We start from the raw sequence: 16,379 nt of genomic DNA on the forward strand, positions 1-16,379 counted from the left end.
CACTCGTGGCGGACCCACTGGTCGCGCGGACCGTGCGTGGCCGTGGGTGGCGCTGGGCCCCGCCCCCTGGGGGCGGGGGCGGGGCGGCCACGCAGGATGCACGGAGGCGGCGCGGCGTCGTCGTGGGGGAAGGCTTCAGCGGGCGTCCTGGCGCGGCACGAAGACCTCGCGCACCAGGAGCAGACCGGCGGCGGCCGTGGGGATGGCGATGAGCGCGCCCAGCACGCCCCACAGGGCGCCGCCGGCGGCCACGGCCACGATGGCCACTGCGCCGGGCACCGCGACCGCGCGGGACACGATCCGCGGTGAGACCAGGTAGGCCTCCACCTGCAGGTAGCCGAAGTAGCACAGGGCGTAGGGCACCACCGTGTTCCAGCCGCCGAGCGTGGCCACCAGGCTCACGACCACCCCGGCGATCACCCCGCCGACCAGCGGGATGAAGGCGAGCAGGCCCACGAGCAGGACCAGGAGGGACGCGTAGGGGACCCCGGTGATGGTCATCAGGACGAACGCCACGGTGGCGTTGATGAGCGCCACACAGGCCTGACCCATCACGTAGTTGCCCACGCCGTTGACCATCCGGTCCCCGAGGTGGGTGACCCGGGCGCGCTTGCTGGCGGGCGCCAGACGGTAGCACCACGCCTTGATCGTGGGCCACGAGAAGAGGAAGTACAGCGTGAGGGCCATGACGATCAGGGTCCCCGTGATGCCGTTGAGCACCACCCCTCCCGCGCTCACCACGGACCCGAACATCCCGCCCAGGAAGTTCCCGTCCGAGGCCAGGCGCTCCTGCAGGCCAGCGGCACCGTTCTGCACGGAGGCCTCGATGTCGAACCGCTCGTTCAGGGCGTGGTAGAGGTCCGAGTGCGTGAAGCTGTCCACGAACTCGGGCACGCGCGCCGCCAGCTGCTGGGCCTGGTCCACCATCCGCGGCACCGCCAGCAGGATGAAGGCGGTCACCACGAGCGCCAGCGCGATGATGGCGGCGCTTGCCGCCAGGGAGCGGGGCATTCCCTTGGACTCCAGCCAGCGCACGAGCGGGTCCATGCCGAGACTGATGAACGCCGCCGTGACGATCCAGCCCACCAGTCCGCCCACGTTGGTCAGCACGTAGTACCCCAGCAGGGCGAACCCGACCCCCACCGTGAGCAGGAAGCCGTTCTGCACGGGATGGAAGCGGTCCGCCACGGGGCGGTCCCACGGCGCGCGCCGTTCCCGTTCCTCCGCGGGAACGGGTGCGGGTTCGGGCGGCACCTCGAACCTGTGGCGCGAGGGGCGCAAGCGGCTGGGCGGCTCGTGGGGACCGGAGGATGTGCTCACGCGGGAAGCGTACAACGCGTGCTGGGTGGGCTCGCTCCGTGCCGCCGTGCCCATAATGGGACCAGCAGGGCACGCGTGCGCTCACGCGAGCCGGATGGACCACGACCCCCGCCCCCGCAGTGGGCGGGACACCAGGAGGTACTCATGAGCGAATTCCCCGGTTCCCCGCGTCCCCAGGGTGCGCCGAGCTCGGCGGGACCGGTCGGCGGCCCGCAGCCCGGTGGAGCCGCGTCCGCAGCCTCCGGGGCGCAGAGCGCCGTGCCGGCCTCCGTGCGCGGCGCGGTGGACCTGGGCGCCCAGGGTGCCGGGCGAGGAGAACGCGGGGCAGCGGCGTCGTCCACGGGGGCGGGCACCAGCTACCGGGTGGTGCTGACCACCGGCAACTTCCAGCAGTACGCGGAGGCCTCCACCTCCTATCCCGTGGTGGTGGTGCTGCACGCCCCGCAGAGCCCGGAGTCGGAGTCGTTCGTGGACGTGGTGAGCACGGTCGTGGACGAGTTCCAGGGTCGTCTGCTCCTGGGCACGGTGGACGCGTCTGCGGAGCCGCAGGTCGCGCAGGCCTTCCAGGCGCAGACGGTTCCCACGGTGGTGGCCCTGCTGGGCGGCCGGGTGGTCCCGCTCGTGAACTCCACCGTTCCCGAGCAGCAGGTGCGTGAGCTTCTCACGGAGCTCGTGAGCCTGGCCCAGCAGAACGGCGTGACCGGCACGGCCGAGCCCACCGCCACGGAGGAGCCCGCGCCCCTGCCCCCGCTGCACGCCGAGGCGGTGGAGAAGCTCGAGGCCGGAGACCTGGACGGCGCTCAGGCGTGCTACGAGAAGGCGCTCGCCGAGAACCCGGGGGACCACGAGGCCAAGCTGGCCCTCGCGCAGGTCCACCTGCTGCAGCGCGTCAGCGCCATGGACGCGGCGGCCGTGCGCGAGGCCGCGGCCTCGGACCCCTCGAACGTGCAGGCCGCCCTGGACGTCGCGGACCTCGACCTCTCAGGAGGGCACGTGGAGGACGCGTTCCGACGACTGCTCACCATCGTGCGCACCACGGCGGGTGACGACAAGGACGCCGCGCGCGCCCGGCTGGTGGAACTCTTCGACGTGGTGGGTGCGGACGATCCCCGTGTGGTGGCCGCGCGGGCCCAGCTGATGCGCGCCCTGTTCTAGGGGCCCGCCCGCCGTCTGCCCGGGCGGCCGTTCCAGGCTCGCTGGTCTGCCCGGCCCAGTCACCCGGGGCGGGCCCTGGCTGGTCATCCGGGCGGGCCAGCGATGCTCACTCGGGCGGGCCCGCGATGGCCACCCGCGGGGGTCCGCGCCGCCCGTCCGGGCGGGCCTGCGAGGTGGCCGGGCGCGCCGTCGTCGGTTCGTCCTGGGTGGGAGCGGCAGGCCGTTCTGCGGTGCGCGATCCGCGCGGGCCGGGACACGCCCGGGACCGGCCCGCCTCCCCTCCGTGCCGAGGGCGCCCGTCGCGTGCCCAGACGTTTTCTGGGACGTGCCTGGCGCCGCGCAACATGCCGCCCTCGCACCGGGCGTTGAGTACTTTGGGCCCATGAGCATCCCACCGAACGGACCCACGCCGCCGCGCCGCGAGCCCGCCGCGGACGCCACACTCCCGGCTGAGCGCGGAACCCCACGAGATCTTTCGGTGTCCGCGCCGTGGGCCCCGCACGACGACTCGGGGCCGGGTGCGCGAACCAGCGTGGCCCCGGGACAGGGGACGGCATCTCCCGAGGGCTCCCGGACCCGCACGCCCGAGCACGGCTCGGCCCTGGCACACGAACCGGTGTCGTCCCAGACGGCGGCACCGCATGAAGCCCCGGCGCCGACTCAGAGCCCGACCTGGCCGCAGGCCCAGGAGTCCGACGCCCCACGACCCGCGGTGCGGCAACCAGCCGCCGTCGCGCTCGTGGTGCGTCAGCTCACCAAGGTCTACGACCACGGGTCGCGGCCCGCTGCGGACCGGGTGGACCTCACGGTGCCGCGCGGCTCGTTCTACGGTCTGGTGGGCCGCAACGGTGCGGGCAAGACCACCACGCTGTCCATGGCCACCGGCCTGCTGCGCCCCACCTCCGGGCAGGTGCTCGTGGGAGGCGGCCGCCGGGACGAGCTCGCGGACGTGTGGCGCGACCCACTGACGGCCAAGCGCCGCATGGGCGTGCTCCCGGACGGCGCCCACCTCTTCGACCGGCTCACGGGCCGTCAGCTCGTGGCCTACTCGGGTCTGCTGCGCGGCATGGACCGGCAGCTGGTCAAGGAGCGCACCGAGGACCTCATCACCGCCATGGACCTGCAGGACGCCGCGGGGCGCCAGGTGCAGGACTATTCGGCGGGCATGACCAAGAAGATCGCGCTCGCCGCGGCCATGATCCACGCGCCCAGCCTGCTCGTGCTGGACGAGCCGTTCGAGTCCGTGGACCCGGTCTCCGCCGCCAACATCCGCTCGCTGCTGCACCAGTACACGCAGTCCGGCGGCACCGTAGTGGTCTCCAGCCACGTGATGGACCTGGTGCAGCGCATGTGCGACCACGTGGCCGTGATGGACCAGGGGCGCGTGCTGGCCCAGGGCACCATGGAGCAGGTCTGCGACGGCATGTCCCTGGAAGACCGCTTCGTGTCCTTCGTGGGCGGTCGCACCGAGGCGGGGGAGGGACTGCAGTGGCTTCGTCCGGAGTGAAACACACCCCCAGCGGCGGGCTGCCGGAGCCGGCGGCGGAGGGCCACGAGGGCGCGGCCGCCGTGCCGGGCGGCGTCGACCCCGGGACCCGTGCCTCCGCCAGGACCCATGGCACGGCGGGGCCCGGCGGGGCGATCGACCGTCCTGTCGCGCCCGACGGGCAGGAACCCGTGCCCGACGCCGCCGTCCCCGAGTCCGTGCGCCCGGCGTCGTCCGGGCAGGAGCGTGGAACCCACCGCATGGGTGTGCTGGAGGAGGCCCGGCGGCTGGCGGGACTGAAGTGGCGCATCCTCGTCAACACCCTCACCCGCTCCACGTGGGTGCTGGTGGGCACCATCCTGGGCGGGCTGTACGCCCTGTCCGTTCTGGCGATGCTGCTGAGCGCGATGTTCTTCCTGGGCTCCGAACCCCTCGAGGTGGTGACCGCGGCATCCACCCTGGTGGGCGCCACGGTGCTGCTGGGATGGTGGCTCGTCCCCGTGCTCACCTCCAAAGCAGACGCCACGCTGGACCCCGCCCGGCTGGGCCTGTTCCCGCTGAGCACCACGGGTGTGCTGGCTGGTCAGACGGTCGGAGCCGTCATCGGGATTCCCGGCGTCCTCACGGTGATTGCGCTGGTCGGATGGCTGCTCTGCTGGCGCTCCTCCGCCCCCGCCGTGGCCGCCGCCGCGCTGTGCGCTGTGCTGGCCGCGCTGCTGGCGTTCACGGGGTCCCGTTGCGCCGCCGCGCTGGCTGCCCGGATCGCCAAGAGCCGGCGCTCCACGGAGATCCTCTCCATTCTCAGTCTGCTCCTCATCGTCCTGCTGGCCCCGATCTTCACCTCCGTGGCCACCGGGGTGGAACGCGTGTGGGACCGGCTGCCCGGGTGGGCCGCCGTGCTGTCCTGGACGCCCCTGGGTGCGGTCTGGGCCATTCCCGGTGACGTGGCGGCGGGTCGTTGGGGCGCCGCCCTGCTCCGGCTGCTCATCGTGCTGGCCACCCTCGCGGTGCTCGTGGGGCTCGCCCGGTTCGCACTGGACCGGGCACTGGCCGACGCCGCCGGGGGAGCCGCCCGTGCCACGGGCAGGTCCGTGGCGGGCATCGGCGCGCTCGACCGCTTCCCCGCCACGCCGTGGGGAGCGGTGGCCGCGCGCTGCCTGATCTACTGGCTCAGGGACCCGCGGTACTCGGCGTCACTGCTGATGATCCCGGCCATCAGTGCGGCACTGTGGTTCCTGGGCAGCGACGGGGGCTTCGCCATGTGGCTGCTGCCCATGATGATCGCCCTGCTCATGTCCTACGCCATCTCGGCGGACATCTCCTACGACAACAGCGCGTTCAGCCTGCACCTGCTGGCCTCCGTGCCCGGGCGGGCTGACCGGCTGGGCCGGGTGGTGGCCATGCTGATCGTGGCCACGCCGCTCGTGGGTCTGGGCGTGGTGCTGTGGATGCTGCGGGTGCACGAGTGGCAGGCCCTGCCCGCGCTGCTCGGCACGTGTGCCGCTCTGCTGCTCGGCGGCGCCGGAGTGGTCTCCGTGGTGTCGGCGCGCTACACGTATCCCACACCGCCGCCGGGCGCCTCGCCCATGAAGACTCCACAGGGTTTCACCATCCTCAACCTGGTGGTCCAGTTCGTCGTCATGGGACTCATGCTCCTGCTGGCACTGCCGCCCCTCGTGCTGCTGTTCGTCCACCTCGGCTCAGGGGCTGCGGTGTGGAGCTGGCTGGCGCTCGCGGTGGGGCTCGTGGAGGGCCTCGTGCTGCTGTGGCTGGGCGTACGACTGGGCGGGAAGTGGCTGGACGCCCGCGGTCCCGAGCTGCTGCAGGAGGTCTCCGGGTACCGGTGACCCGGACACCCGCCCACGGCGCACGGGGTAGAGTGGACGGCATGGACACCACCGAAGCCCAGCACGTCGGGGGCCCCTTCTCGCGGTCCTCCCGGGTTCTGAACAGCACCGAGTCCGGCACGGAGACCGTGGGGGGAACCGCCACGATTGAGCGGGAGGAGACCCGCCAGTTCGCGGAGCCCGGTGACCACGAGCGGTTCGCCCACTACGTCCGCAAGGAGAAGATCATGGAGTCGGCACTGTCCGGCGAACCCGTGATCGCGCTGTGCGGCAAGGTGTGGACCCCCGGACGCGATCCCCAGCGCTTCCCGGTGTGCCCGGAGTGCAAGGAGATCTACCAGGGTCTGCGCCCCGGCAAGGACAAGCCCGAGAACTGACAGCACCACCGCAGCACCCCGTCCCGCCCCGCGGGACACCGGCGGCGCCCGCACAGCGGGCGCCGTTGCCGTGCCGACCGGTGGCGGCCTGGACGACGCCGCGCGGCGGCACGGCCCCGCCCCCGGCGTGTCTGCGTCACCGGAGACTGTCGCGGTGCGTCGGCGCCCGGCCGCAGCGCGTGCTGGCACGGGGTGCCGGCACCACACGAGAGGCCGCGGTTCTCGAGCCGCGGCGTCGTGGATGGACCACGGGTCCGCGGACGCGCGAACGGATCGGGCAGGCGAGCGGACGGGCAGGGCGCACGCCGGGGCCGCGGACGGGACCGGGCGGCGTCGTCCGGGGAAACGGTGCCCGGAGAAACGGTGGAAACTCGCGCCACAGGGCGCGGAGAGGACGAGCACCACGTGTCAGACAGCGATCAGATGTCCCTTTTCGGGGCGGCAGCGGACCTGCCTCCGGCGTACCCGGACCGGGCCGCGTGGGGCACCGCACCCAAGCTCCGTGCGTGGCAGGCGGAGGCCATCCAGCGCTACGAGCAGGCTCAGCCCCGGGACTTCATGGCCGTGGCGACCCCCGGTGCCGGCAAAACCACGTTCGCGCTCACCGTGGCCAAGAAGCTGCACGACGCCGGCGTGGTCCAGCGGGTGACCGTGGTGACCCCCACCGAGCACCTCAAGCGCCAGTGGGCCGATGCCGCGGCACGCGTGGGGCTCGCGATCGACCCCAACTTCAAGAACGCGGACGGTCAGCACGGCCGCGGCTACATGGGCGCGGCCGTGACCTACGCGCAGGTGGCGAACAAGCCGCTGCTGCACCGGGCCCGGACCGAGGCCGGACGCACGCTCGTGATCATGGACGAGATCCACCACGCGGGCGACGCGCTGTCCTGGGGCGACGGGCTGCGCGAGGCTTTCGAGCCGGCCACCCGGCGGCTCGCGCTCACCGGTACGCCCTTCCGCTCGGACACCTCACCCATCCCGTTCGTGCGCTACGAGGAGGACGGGGACGGCATCCGCCGCTCCACGGCGGACTACACCTACGGCTACGGCAACGCCCTGCAGGACCACGTGGTGCGCCCCGTGATCTTCATGGCCTACTCCGGGCAGATGCGCTGGCGCACCTCCGCGGGCGAGGAGATGGCCGCCCAGCTGGGGGAGGGGTTCACCAAGGACATCACGTCCCACGCGTGGCGCACGGCCCTGGACCCGCAGGGCCAGTGGATCCCGTCCGTCCTGCGCGCCGCGGACCAGCGCCTGACCCAGGTGCGCCGCACCGTGCCGGACGCCGGAGCGCTCGTGATCGCGACCGACCACCAGGACGCCAAGGCCTACGCCGAGCAGCTGCACGCCCTTACGGGGGAGCGGCCCACCGTGGTGCTCTCCGACGACAAGGCCGCGTCCAACAAGATCGACCAGTTCTCGGAGTCGGACAAGCGCTGGATGGTGGCCGTGCGCATGGTCTCCGAGGGGGTGGACGTGCCCCGCCTCGCGGTGGGCGTCTACGCGACCTCCACGTCCACGCCGCTGTTCTTCGCCCAGGCCGTGGGCCGCTTCGTGCGCGCCCGCAAGCGCGGGGAGACCGCCTCGGTGTTCCTGCCGTCGGTGCCCGTGCTCATGGCGCTCGCCAACTCCATGGAGGAGGAGCGGGACCACGCCCTCGACAAGCCCAAGAGCGTGCCCGACGTCGTGGACTTCGACCAGCCCATGGAGAGCGGCTGGGACGACGACCTGCTGGAGGAGGCCAACCGCGACGAGCGGGCGTCGTCCGCGCTCGCACAGGGCAACTTCCAGGCCCTGGACTCGGACGCGTCCTTCCACGGCGTGCTCTTCGACGGCGGCGCGTTCGGCGGCGGCGCCGCCGTGGGCTCGGAGGAGGAGGCCGAGTACCTCGGCATCCCCGGCCTGCTGGATCCCGAGCAGGTCTCCGAGCTGCTGCGGGAGCGCCAGTCGCGCTCGGCGCAGCGCCAGGGCGGTGGCACGGCCCCCCAGCAGCCCGCGGTCCCGGACCACCGGCGGCTCAAGGACCTGCGGGCCCAGCTGTCCAAGAACGTCTCGGCGTGGTCCGCCCGCACGGGCACCCCGCACGGTGTGATCCACAACGAGCTGCGCACCAAGTGCGGTGGTCCGCCCGTGGCCCAGGCGTCGGAGGAGCAGCTGAACGCGCGCCTCGCAATGCTGCAGCGCTGGTTCATCGGCCGCAAGTAGGTCCCGTGCACGACGCCGCTCGGCCGGGTCCTCGACGCCCCGCGCGCCATCCTGCGGGCGCTCGGCCCTCGCAGACGCGCGCGGACGCCCTCGGCACCGCCTCCCGATCCGAGCCGGTTCCCTTCCCACGCCGAGCTGCGGCCCACTGGGCCGCGCCCGGCAGGGACACGTCAGGCCAGGTCGGTGACGACCTCCACGCCCGCGGCTTCCAGCTCCGCGACGGCGCGCTGGCCGCCTTCCGCTGAGACAGGCGCCGTGAGCGGCAGCAGCAGCCGGGTCTCGTAGCCGGCATCTACTGCATCCTTGGCGGTGGCCAGCACGCAGTGGTCCAGGGCGAGCCCCACCACGTCCACGGCCTCGACGTCCCGCTCCCGGAGCCAGTCGTCCAGGCTCACACGGTCCTCGTCCGCGGCTTCCTCCGGCTCTCCCATGGGCACGTCCACGTCCGGGGCGGACAGCCCCTCGAAACCCGAGTAGGCGGCGTCGTACGCGCCCTTGCGGAAGAACTCGGTGACGTGCTCGGTGTCGAAATCGGGGTGGGTCGCCGCGCCGGGGGTGTCCGCCACGCAGTGCACGGGCCAGCTCGTGGCGAAGTCCGGGGTGTCGCTGAAGTGCTCTCCCGGGTCCACGTGCCAGTCCTGGGTGGCGGCCACGGCCACGTAGTCCGCGTGGTGGTCCTCGAGGTGCTCGGAGATCCCCGCGGCCACCGCGGCGCCCCCGGCGACGGCCAGGCTGCCGCCCTCGCAGAAGTCGTTCTGGACGTCGACGATCAGCAGTGCAGTGCGCACGGTGTCCTCCCTGCTCAGTGAGCGGTTCCTGGTTCGATGACGGTGGGGATCACGGGCTCGCCCTCGGAGAGCCTGCGTGCCGCCCGCGGCAGCTCCGCCACGGACTCGGCGTGGCGCCGTCGGGCCCGCTGCACACCCTCGGGGCCGGTGAAGCCGTCGTGCAGCTCCCCGCCGGTGACGTAGTCCACGAGGAGGGGACGGTCGTCGCCGTCGTCGTGGGGCTCGTGGGAAATGCCCACGAGCTCGTGGGTGGCCAGGCCCTCGGCGCTGCGGCGCCGCAGAGCGTACTTCTCGCCGCCCACGGAGGCCTTGCCCGAGGAAGCCTTGGCCACCGGCTCCATGGTGCCCGACGCGCCCTCCCGCGAGACGAGTTTGTAGACCATGGAGGACGTGGGGGCTCCCGAGCCCGTCACCAGGCGCGTGCCCACGCCGTACGAGTCCACGGGTACGGCGCGCAGGGCGGCGATCGCGTACTCGTCCAGGTCGCTCGTGACCGTGATGCGAGTGTTCGGGTTGCCGAGCTTGTCGAGCAGCGCACGCACCGACGCCGCCTGGGTCACCAGGTCGCCCGAGTCCAGACGCACCCCGCCGAGGTCCGGACCGGCGATGTCCACGGCGAGGCGGACGGCCCGCTCGACGTCGTACGTGTCCACGAGCAGTGTGGTGGACACTCCCAGAGCGTCCAGCTGGGCTCGGAAGGCCTGCTCCTCGGAGTCGTGCAGCAGGGTGAAGGAGTGGGCGGCGGTGCCCACGGTCCGCACGCCGTAGCGGTAGCCCGCCTCCAGGTTGGACGTGGACTCGAAACCGGCCACCACGGCGGCGCGGGCGGCGGCCACGGCAGCCTGCTCGTGGGCGCGGCGTGAACCCATCTCGATGCACGGCCGGTCCCCGGCGGCGCCCACCATGCGGGACGCGGCCGAGGCCACGGCGGAGTCGTAGTTGAGCACGGACAGGATGTAGGTCTCCAGGACGCACGCCTCCGCGAAGGAGGACTCCACGCTCAGCAGCGGGGAGTGGGGGAAGTAGGTCTCGCCCTCCGCGTAGCCGCGGATCTGGCCCGTGAAGCGGAAGTTCTCCAGGTAGGCCACGGTGGCGGCGTCCACCACGCCGGTGTCCCGCAGGAAGCGCAGCTGCTCGTCCGTGAAGCGGAACTGCTCCAGGCCCTCCAGGACGCGACCCACCCCGGCGAAGACCCCGTAGCGCCGACCGTGCGGCAGGCGGCGGGTGAAGACCTCGAACACGCTGCGGCGTGAAGCCGTGCCCGCTCGGAGGGCTGCCTGCAGCATGGTCAGCTCGTAGTGGTCCGTCAGCAGGGACGTGGCCTGCGGGTGCCAGGAATAGCTGTGCTCGTTCACCCTGCCAGCCTAGTGGGGCGCTCGCCGTGCGCACATCACCACGCCCCCGGCTACCATGGAAACGATGCTCACTTACCAGTTCCGGGGCCGTGTCCCCGCCCCCGCCGTGCTCATGAGTGCCGCGCCTGCGGAGTCCCCGCAGCTCACGCGGGAGGAGCAGGCGCTCACCGCCGTGAACGTGCCGTGGAACGTGGTGGTCTGGGACGACCCCGTGAACCTCATGAGCTACGTGGTGTACGTCTTCCGCTCGCACTTCGGGTTCACGGACGCCAAGGCCCGCACGCTCATGCTCGAGGTCCACCACCAGGGCCGGTCGATCGTCTTCACCGGCTCCCTGGAGGAGGCCGAGGCCCACGTGAGCGCACTGCACGGCTACGGCCTGTGGGCCACCTACGAGAAGGCGGGGGAGAACTGATGGCGCGCGGGTTCAAGCGCACGCGCAAGGGCATCGTGGGCCGCTTCGAGGCCCCCGAGGTGCGTCTGCTGCAGAAGCTGTTCTCGGACGTGGCAGAGACGCTCGCGCCCGAGCCGCGCGACACGGACGACCCCCTGGAGGCGCTCGTGGGTTGGGACGAGGACGTGGCCGAGCCCACGGACCCCGCGCTGCGCAGACTGCTGCCCGCGGCGTCGTCGGACCCCGAGCAGGCCGCGGAGTTCCGCAGGCTCACGGACCGCTCGCTGCGCGAACGCCGGATCGCGGCACTGCGGGCGTCCTCGCTCGCCCTGGAGTCCGATCCCGTGGTGCTGACCACGGAACAGGCGCAGGACGTTGCACGCGCACTCAACGACGTCCGCCTGGTGCTCGCGTCCCGGCTGGGGATCGACTCCCCGCAGGACGCCGAGCGGGTGGCGGAGCTCACGGACTTCGGGACGGCGCAGACCGTGGAGCAGTACATGGGCGTGGTGTACAACTTCGTCTCGTGGCTGCAGGAGACGCTCATGGAGGCGCTGCTGAAGACCCTCCCGTCCTCGTGACGCGGCATCGGAAGCACGCCTCGTCTCATGTTCGGGGTGCTCACCCGGACGCACTACAGTTTTCCGTTATGCAGGCTGAGCACCGTTCTCCCACCGGTCCGAACCCCAACTCGCCCATCGGGGTGTTCGACTCCGGAGTGGGCGGTCTCACGGTGGCCCGGTCCATCATCGACCAGCTGCCCAACGAGGAGATCCTCTACGTGGGGGACACCGCCCACGGCCCGTACGGTCCGCTGCCCATCGCCCAGGTGCGTTCGAACGCGCTGCGGATCATGGACGACCTCGTGGACTCCGGCGTGAAGCTGCTCGTGATCGCGTGCAACACGGCGTCCGCCGCGGTGCTGCGCGACGCGCGCGAACGCTACACGCGGGGCTACGACATCCCGGTCACCGAGGTCATCCAGCCCGCCGTGCGCCGCGCCGTGGCCACCACCCGCACCGGGCGCGTGGGCGTGATCGGCACCGAGGCCACCATCGGGTCCCGCGCGTACGACGACACGTTCGCGGCGGCACCCCAGCTGGACATCACCTCGGTGGCGTGCCCCGAGTTCGTGGAGTACGTGGAGCGCGGGGTCACCTCCGGTCCGGAGCTGCTGCGCACCGCCCAGGAGTATCTGCAGCCCCTCAAGGACGCCCAGGTGGACACCCTCGTGCTCGGCTGCACGCACTACCCGCTGCTCACCGCGGTGATCTCCTACGTCATGGGGGAGAGCGTCAACCTGGTGTCCTCGGCGGAGGAGACCGCGCGGGACGTGTACCGCAGCCTGCTCGACAACGGCCTCGAGCGTGATCCCGCGCTGGCACCCCACCACGAGTTCCTGGCCACGGGCGACCCCGTGAGCTTCGAGGGACTGGCCCAGCGGTTCCTGGGCCCGGAGGTGCTGCGCGTCCGCCACACCTCGTCCGTGGCCGAGCAGTACCCCACCGGCTCCCTCTCCACGATCCACCCGGCTCAGCGCTGAGTCGGCAGCAGAAAGGTCGCAACTCCATGATCCTCACCGTGGTCGGCAACTCGGGCAGCTTCCCGGGCCCGGACTCCCCGGCGTCCTGCTACCTGGTGTCGGGGGAGGACGCAGACGGACGGATCTGGCGGATCGTGCTGGACATGGGCAACGGCGCCCTGGGCACGCTGCAGCGCTACATCGACCTGCACGAGATTGACGCGATCATGCTCTCCCACCTTCACCCGGACCACTGCGTGGACGTGGGCGGTCTGCACGTGGCGGTCAAGTGGGATCCCCGTGGATGGAACGCAGGGACCATCCCCCTCTACGGGCCCTCCGCGACGCACACCTACTTGAACCAGCTGCACATGCTGCCCCCGGAGCACTCCATGGCCACGGAGTTCGACTTCCACGTGTGGCAGCCCCGGCAGCCCGTGACGGTGGGCCCGTTCACGGTGACGCCGTTCCCCGTGAACCACCCGTGCCCGGAGCCGTTCGCCCTGCGGGTCGAGCACCGGGGTCCGGAGGGTGTGGAGGTGCTCACCTACTCCGGGGACACCGATTCCTGCGAAGAGCTCGTGGTGGCGGCCCGGGACGCTGACGTGTTCCTGTGCGAGGCCGCCTACGAGGAGGGACGCGAGGACCACCTGCGGGGGATCCACCTCACGGGCCGGCGCGCGGGCCGGACGGCCGCGGAGGCGGGAGCGCGGCGTCTGCTGCTCACGCACCTGCCCGTGTGGAACGACCCGCGCACGGCAGAGGCGGAGGCGTGCGAGGCCTTCGACGGGCCGGTCTCCGTGGCGCGGCCGGCCAGGAGCTACCGCGTGTCCGGCCCGACCGACCGGTCGTTCGATGCGTTGGCACGCGCCGGGGCCGACGACTAGGCTGATCCGCATGACTGCGCCTACCGATCCGGCACGATCCACCGCGAACTCCACGGGCCAGGGCGAGCGCTCGACCACGGACGTGGTCCGCGCCGACGGGCGCACGGTGGCCGAGCTGAGGCCCATCACGATCACCCGGGGCTGGTCCGAGCAGGCGGAGGGCTCCGCGCTGATCGAGTTCGGAGGCACCCGTGTGCTGTGCACCGCCTCGCTCACGGAGGGCGTGCCCCGTTGGCTCAAGGGAGAGGGGCGCGGCTGGGTGACCGCCGAGTATGCGATGCTCCCGCGCGCCACCTCCACCCGGTCCGCACGAGAGTCCGTCAAGGGCAAGATCGGCGGGCGGACCCACGAGATCTCCCGGCTGATCGGGCGCTCGCTGCGCTCCATCATCGACCTCGAGGCCCTCGGCGAGAACACCGTGGTGCTCGACTGCGACGTCCTGCAGGCCGACGGCGGAACCCGCACCGCCTCCATCACGGGTGCCTACGTGGCGCTCGCGGAGGCCATCAACTGGGCCCACGACAACGGCGTGCTCAAGCGCCGCGTGAACCCCCTCACCGACTCGGTGGCGGCGGTGTCCGTGGGCATCATCGACGGCGTCCCCATGCTGGACCTGCCCTACGTGGAGGACGTCCGCGCGGAGACCGACATGAACGTGGTCGTCACCGGCTCCGGCGACTTCGTGGAGGTGCAGGGCACCGCCGAGGGTGTCCCGTTCCGCCGCGACGAGCTGGATGCGCTGCTGGACCTGGCGGTAGCCGGGTGCGCCCAGCTCGCCGAGATCCAGCGCGAGACCCTGGAGAGCACCCGTGGTCGGTGAGGTCCCCGGCGCCCGCGTGGTGCTGGCCACCCACAACCAGGGCAAGGTGCGCGAACTGCGCGCCATGCTCGCCGCCGCGGGTCTCAGTGACCCGGAGCTTGTGGTGGACGCCGGCACGGCCGGGCTGGGCGACGTCGTGGAGACCGGCGTGATGTTCCAGCAGAACGCGCTGCTGAAGGCGCGTGCCGCAGCCGCGGAGTCCGGCCTCGTGGCGCTCGCCGACGACTCCGGACTGGCCGTGGACGTCATGGGAGGATCCCCAGGGATCTTCTCCGCGCGCTGGGCCGGGCAGCACGGCGACGACGCCGCGAACCTCCGTCTCCTTCTCGCCCAGCTCGGGGACATCGCCCCCGAGCACCGCGGCGCTCGCTTCGTGTGCGCGGCCGCTCTCGTGGACCCCCGCGACGGCACCGAGCACGTGGTCACGGGAGAGCTGCCGGGAAGGATCCTCCCGGGTCCGGTGGGCGAGAACGGCTTCGGCTACGACCCGGTGTTCGCGCCCGAGGGGGAGGGTGGCGCGAGCTGCGCCCAACTCGGTGCAGAGCACAAGAACCGCATCAGTCACCGCGGCCGGGCCATGGCGGCGATGCTGCCCCACCTGCTGCGCGTCCTGGGCCACGAGGAGCGCGCAGCCGCACCCGTTCCGGGTGCCTCGCCCGAATCGGAGCCCGAGGCCTGACCATGACCTTCGCCTGCGGACACCTCCCCTTCGCCAACGCCGTGGAAGCGGTTCTGGCGGAGGCCGGTGTCTCCGTGGAGCGCTCCGACTGGGAGCTGCACGCGGGCGGCTCGGCGCACATCGTGGTCAACGCGGGCCACATGATGAGTGTGCGCATCGCCAAGAACCCCACCTCCGGTGAGAACGTCCGGCGTCGGACGCGGGCGCTGTCCAGGCTGCCGGAGTTCGACTTCACGGTGCCCCGACCGCTGACGCCGGTGATCCAGGACGGCCGCTACACGGCCGTCGGAATGACGTGGATCCCCGGGGCACCCCGGGCTCCGGGACCCGTGGACCCCCGTCAGCTGCGCCGAGTGCTGGAACAGATCGGCCGCGCGGACGCCCGGGCCGCCGAGCCGTGGCTGGACCGCCCCGGGCAGCACTGGGGCGGGCACCGGCGTCGCCACGTCCTGCTGGAGCAGGTGCTTCCCCGGCTGCTGCCACGCAGCAGGGACCGGGCGCTGCACGCCATCGAGGACCTCGTGGCGCTCGAGAACGTGACGCCCCAGCTCGTCCACGGGGACCTCATGGGCTCCAACATGCTGTGGCAGGGGGAGCACCTGGTGGGCGTCATCGACTGGGACCACGCGTGCCTGAGCGACCCCGCGTACGACATTGCCTCCCTGGGACTGTGGTTCGGCTGGCCCAGCGTGCGCGACGCCACGGACGAGGTCGGCTACGAACGGGCGCGCCTGCACGCCCGGATCTTCCCGCTGCAGGCCGTGGCCTACGCGTTGCACCACGAGCTCGACGCCGCCCAGGTCCGCCAGGCGGTCGAGAAGGCGGACGCCTGGTACGAGTCGCGCGCCGTGGCGGCCGTCTGAGCCACCCTCATCGTGTCGGAGTGGGGCCGTACGCTCACAGCGTGTCCGTCAGCTTCACCGCCATCGACTTCGAAACCGCCAACCGCAGCCTCGCCTCGGCCTGTGCCCTGGGAGTGGTGCGCGTCCGGGACGGTCGGGTGGTCGACACCCGGTACTCCCTCATCCGGCCTCCCGCGGGCCACGACGGTTTCGAACGGGGCAACGTGCGCATCCACGGGATTCAGCCCGCGGACGTGGCGGACGCCCCCACGTTCGACCAGCTCTGGGACTGGATGTGCGACAACATCTCCCCGGAGGACCCGGACTCCGTCCTGGTGGCCCACAACGCGGTGTTCGACACCGGTGTCATCAAGGCCGCCAACAGCGCGTGCGGGGGTGCATCCCGGGTCTGGGACTACGCCTGCACCCTGAGGCTGGCGCGGGCGGCGTACACGCTGCGCTCGTACTCCCTCCCGAACGCCTCGCGCGCGGCCGGGGCGGAGGTGCGTGATCACCACAACGCCCTGAGCGACTCCCTTGCCTGCGCCGGTATCGTGCTGGACCTCGCCCGACGCAGCGGGGCGGAGAGCATGGCGGAACTGGTGTCTCACTACGGCGTGCGGATGCAGCGCGCGGACCTGTAGCCGGTTCGGGCGCGCCCTTCCACGTCGCCTGACCACTGCGACCCGCCGGGCACCCCTG

General features: G+C 72.3%; 16 protein-coding genes. 13 read left to right on the top strand and 3 right to left on the bottom strand.

What is annotated here, in order from left to right:
* Window positions 1-135 precede the first annotated feature (135 nt).
* Window positions 136-1,320, bottom strand: a complete 1,185-nt coding sequence (locus D9R02_RS00235; protein WP_259463877.1) for an AI-2E family transporter — start codon at window positions 1,318-1,320, stop codon at window positions 136-138.
* Between the two features lie 144 nt (window positions 1,321-1,464).
* Between D9R02_RS00235 and D9R02_RS00240 the strand changes: the two genes are divergently transcribed.
* From D9R02_RS00240 to D9R02_RS00260, 5 genes are all read left to right on the top strand, one after another.
* On the top strand, window positions 1,465-2,475 hold the full coding sequence (locus D9R02_RS00240; RefSeq protein ID WP_121566086.1) for a tetratricopeptide repeat protein: 1,011 nt from the start codon (window positions 1,465-1,467) through the stop codon (window positions 2,473-2,475).
* Between the two features lie 712 nt (window positions 2,476-3,187).
* A complete protein-coding gene (locus D9R02_RS00245; RefSeq protein ID WP_224764821.1) occupies window positions 3,188-3,982 on the top strand; it encodes an ABC transporter ATP-binding protein in 795 nt (264 codons plus the stop codon).
* 170 nt (window positions 3,983-4,152) lie between these two features.
* A complete protein-coding gene (locus D9R02_RS00250; RefSeq protein WP_259463878.1) occupies window positions 4,153-5,808 on the top strand; it encodes a hypothetical protein in 1,656 nt (551 codons plus the stop codon).
* Between the two features lie 32 nt (window positions 5,809-5,840).
* On the top strand, window positions 5,841-6,185 hold the full coding sequence (locus D9R02_RS00255; RefSeq protein WP_019309339.1) for a DUF3039 domain-containing protein: 345 nt from the start codon (window positions 5,841-5,843) through the stop codon (window positions 6,183-6,185).
* 423 nt (window positions 6,186-6,608) lie between these two features.
* Window positions 6,609-8,390, top strand: a complete 1,782-nt coding sequence (locus tag D9R02_RS00260) for a DEAD/DEAH box helicase (RefSeq protein ID WP_035885041.1) — start codon at window positions 6,609-6,611, stop codon at window positions 8,388-8,390.
* Window positions 8,391-8,560: 170 nt separating this feature from the next.
* Here the strand turns inward: D9R02_RS00260 and D9R02_RS00265 are convergent, their stop codons facing one another.
* Window positions 8,561-9,178: an isochorismatase family protein gene (locus D9R02_RS00265; protein ID WP_102613440.1), complete on the bottom strand. Its 618-nt coding sequence runs from the start codon at window positions 9,176-9,178 to the stop codon at window positions 8,561-8,563.
* Window positions 9,179-9,192: 14 nt separating this feature from the next.
* On the bottom strand, window positions 9,193-10,533 hold the full coding sequence (locus D9R02_RS00270; protein ID WP_102613441.1) for a nicotinate phosphoribosyltransferase: 1,341 nt from the start codon (window positions 10,531-10,533) through the stop codon (window positions 9,193-9,195).
* Window positions 10,534-10,597: 64 nt separating this feature from the next.
* Between D9R02_RS00270 and clpS the strand changes: the two genes are divergently transcribed.
* From clpS to D9R02_RS00310, 8 genes are all read left to right on the top strand, one after another.
* Window positions 10,598-10,948: an ATP-dependent Clp protease adapter ClpS gene (clpS, locus tag D9R02_RS00275; RefSeq protein WP_019309335.1), complete on the top strand. Its 351-nt coding sequence runs from the start codon at window positions 10,598-10,600 to the stop codon at window positions 10,946-10,948.
* Window positions 10,948-11,508 carry a DUF2017 domain-containing protein gene (locus tag D9R02_RS00280; protein ID WP_019309334.1) on the top strand — a complete coding sequence of 187 codons (561 nt, stop codon included), beginning with the start codon at window positions 10,948-10,950 and terminating at the stop codon, window positions 11,506-11,508. Before clpS ends, D9R02_RS00280 begins: the two co-directional genes overlap by 1 nt.
* Before the next feature lie 68 nt (window positions 11,509-11,576).
* A complete protein-coding gene (murI, locus tag D9R02_RS00285; RefSeq protein ID WP_039101935.1) occupies window positions 11,577-12,470 on the top strand; it encodes a glutamate racemase in 894 nt (297 codons plus the stop codon).
* A gap of 26 nt (window positions 12,471-12,496) precedes the next feature.
* Window positions 12,497-13,336 carry an MBL fold metallo-hydrolase gene (locus D9R02_RS00290; protein ID WP_019309332.1) on the top strand — a complete coding sequence of 280 codons (840 nt, stop codon included), beginning with the start codon at window positions 12,497-12,499 and terminating at the stop codon, window positions 13,334-13,336.
* Between the two features lie 10 nt (window positions 13,337-13,346).
* Window positions 13,347-14,156 carry a ribonuclease PH gene (gene rph / locus D9R02_RS00295; RefSeq protein WP_223110310.1) on the top strand — a complete coding sequence of 270 codons (810 nt, stop codon included), beginning with the start codon at window positions 13,347-13,349 and terminating at the stop codon, window positions 14,154-14,156.
* Complete coding sequence (rdgB, locus tag D9R02_RS00300; RefSeq protein WP_121566088.1) at window positions 14,146-14,835, top strand: RdgB/HAM1 family non-canonical purine NTP pyrophosphatase; 690 nt, start codon at window positions 14,146-14,148, stop codon at window positions 14,833-14,835. The genes rph and rdgB overlap by 11 nt, the downstream gene beginning before the upstream one ends.
* A gap of 2 nt (window positions 14,836-14,837) precedes the next feature.
* Window positions 14,838-15,698: a phosphotransferase family protein gene (locus tag D9R02_RS00305; protein ID WP_121566089.1), complete on the top strand. Its 861-nt coding sequence runs from the start codon at window positions 14,838-14,840 to the stop codon at window positions 15,696-15,698.
* Window positions 15,699-15,739: 41 nt separating this feature from the next.
* Complete coding sequence (locus D9R02_RS00310; RefSeq protein ID WP_065118191.1) at window positions 15,740-16,321, top strand: exonuclease domain-containing protein; 582 nt, start codon at window positions 15,740-15,742, stop codon at window positions 16,319-16,321.
* Window positions 16,322-16,379 lie beyond the last annotated feature (58 nt).

Source organism: Kocuria rhizophila (genome assembly GCF_003667225.1).
Classification (GTDB): domain Bacteria; phylum Actinomycetota; class Actinomycetes; order Actinomycetales; family Micrococcaceae; genus Kocuria; species Kocuria rhizophila.

Bases quoted from the DNA above. Each gene is read 5' to 3' on its own strand.
- D9R02_RS00240 (WP_121566086.1), top strand. From the start codon at position 1,465: ATGAGCGAATTCCCCGGTTCCCCGCGTCCCCAGGGTGCGCCGAGCTCG.
- D9R02_RS00260 (WP_035885041.1), top strand. From the start codon at position 6,609: ATGTCCCTTTTCGGGGCGGCAGCGGACCTGCCTCCGGCGTACCCGGAC.
- clpS (WP_019309335.1), top strand. From the start codon at position 10,598: ATGCTCACTTACCAGTTCCGGGGCCGTGTCCCCGCCCCCGCCGTGCTC.
- D9R02_RS00280 (WP_019309334.1), top strand. From the start codon at position 10,948: ATGGCGCGCGGGTTCAAGCGCACGCGCAAGGGCATCGTGGGCCGCTTC.
- murI (WP_039101935.1), top strand. From the start codon at position 11,577: ATGCAGGCTGAGCACCGTTCTCCCACCGGTCCGAACCCCAACTCGCCC.
- D9R02_RS00290 (WP_019309332.1), top strand. From the start codon at position 12,497: ATGATCCTCACCGTGGTCGGCAACTCGGGCAGCTTCCCGGGCCCGGAC.
- rph (WP_223110310.1), top strand. From the start codon at position 13,347: ATGACTGCGCCTACCGATCCGGCACGATCCACCGCGAACTCCACGGGC.
- D9R02_RS00305 (WP_121566089.1), top strand. From the start codon at position 14,838: ATGACCTTCGCCTGCGGACACCTCCCCTTCGCCAACGCCGTGGAAGCG.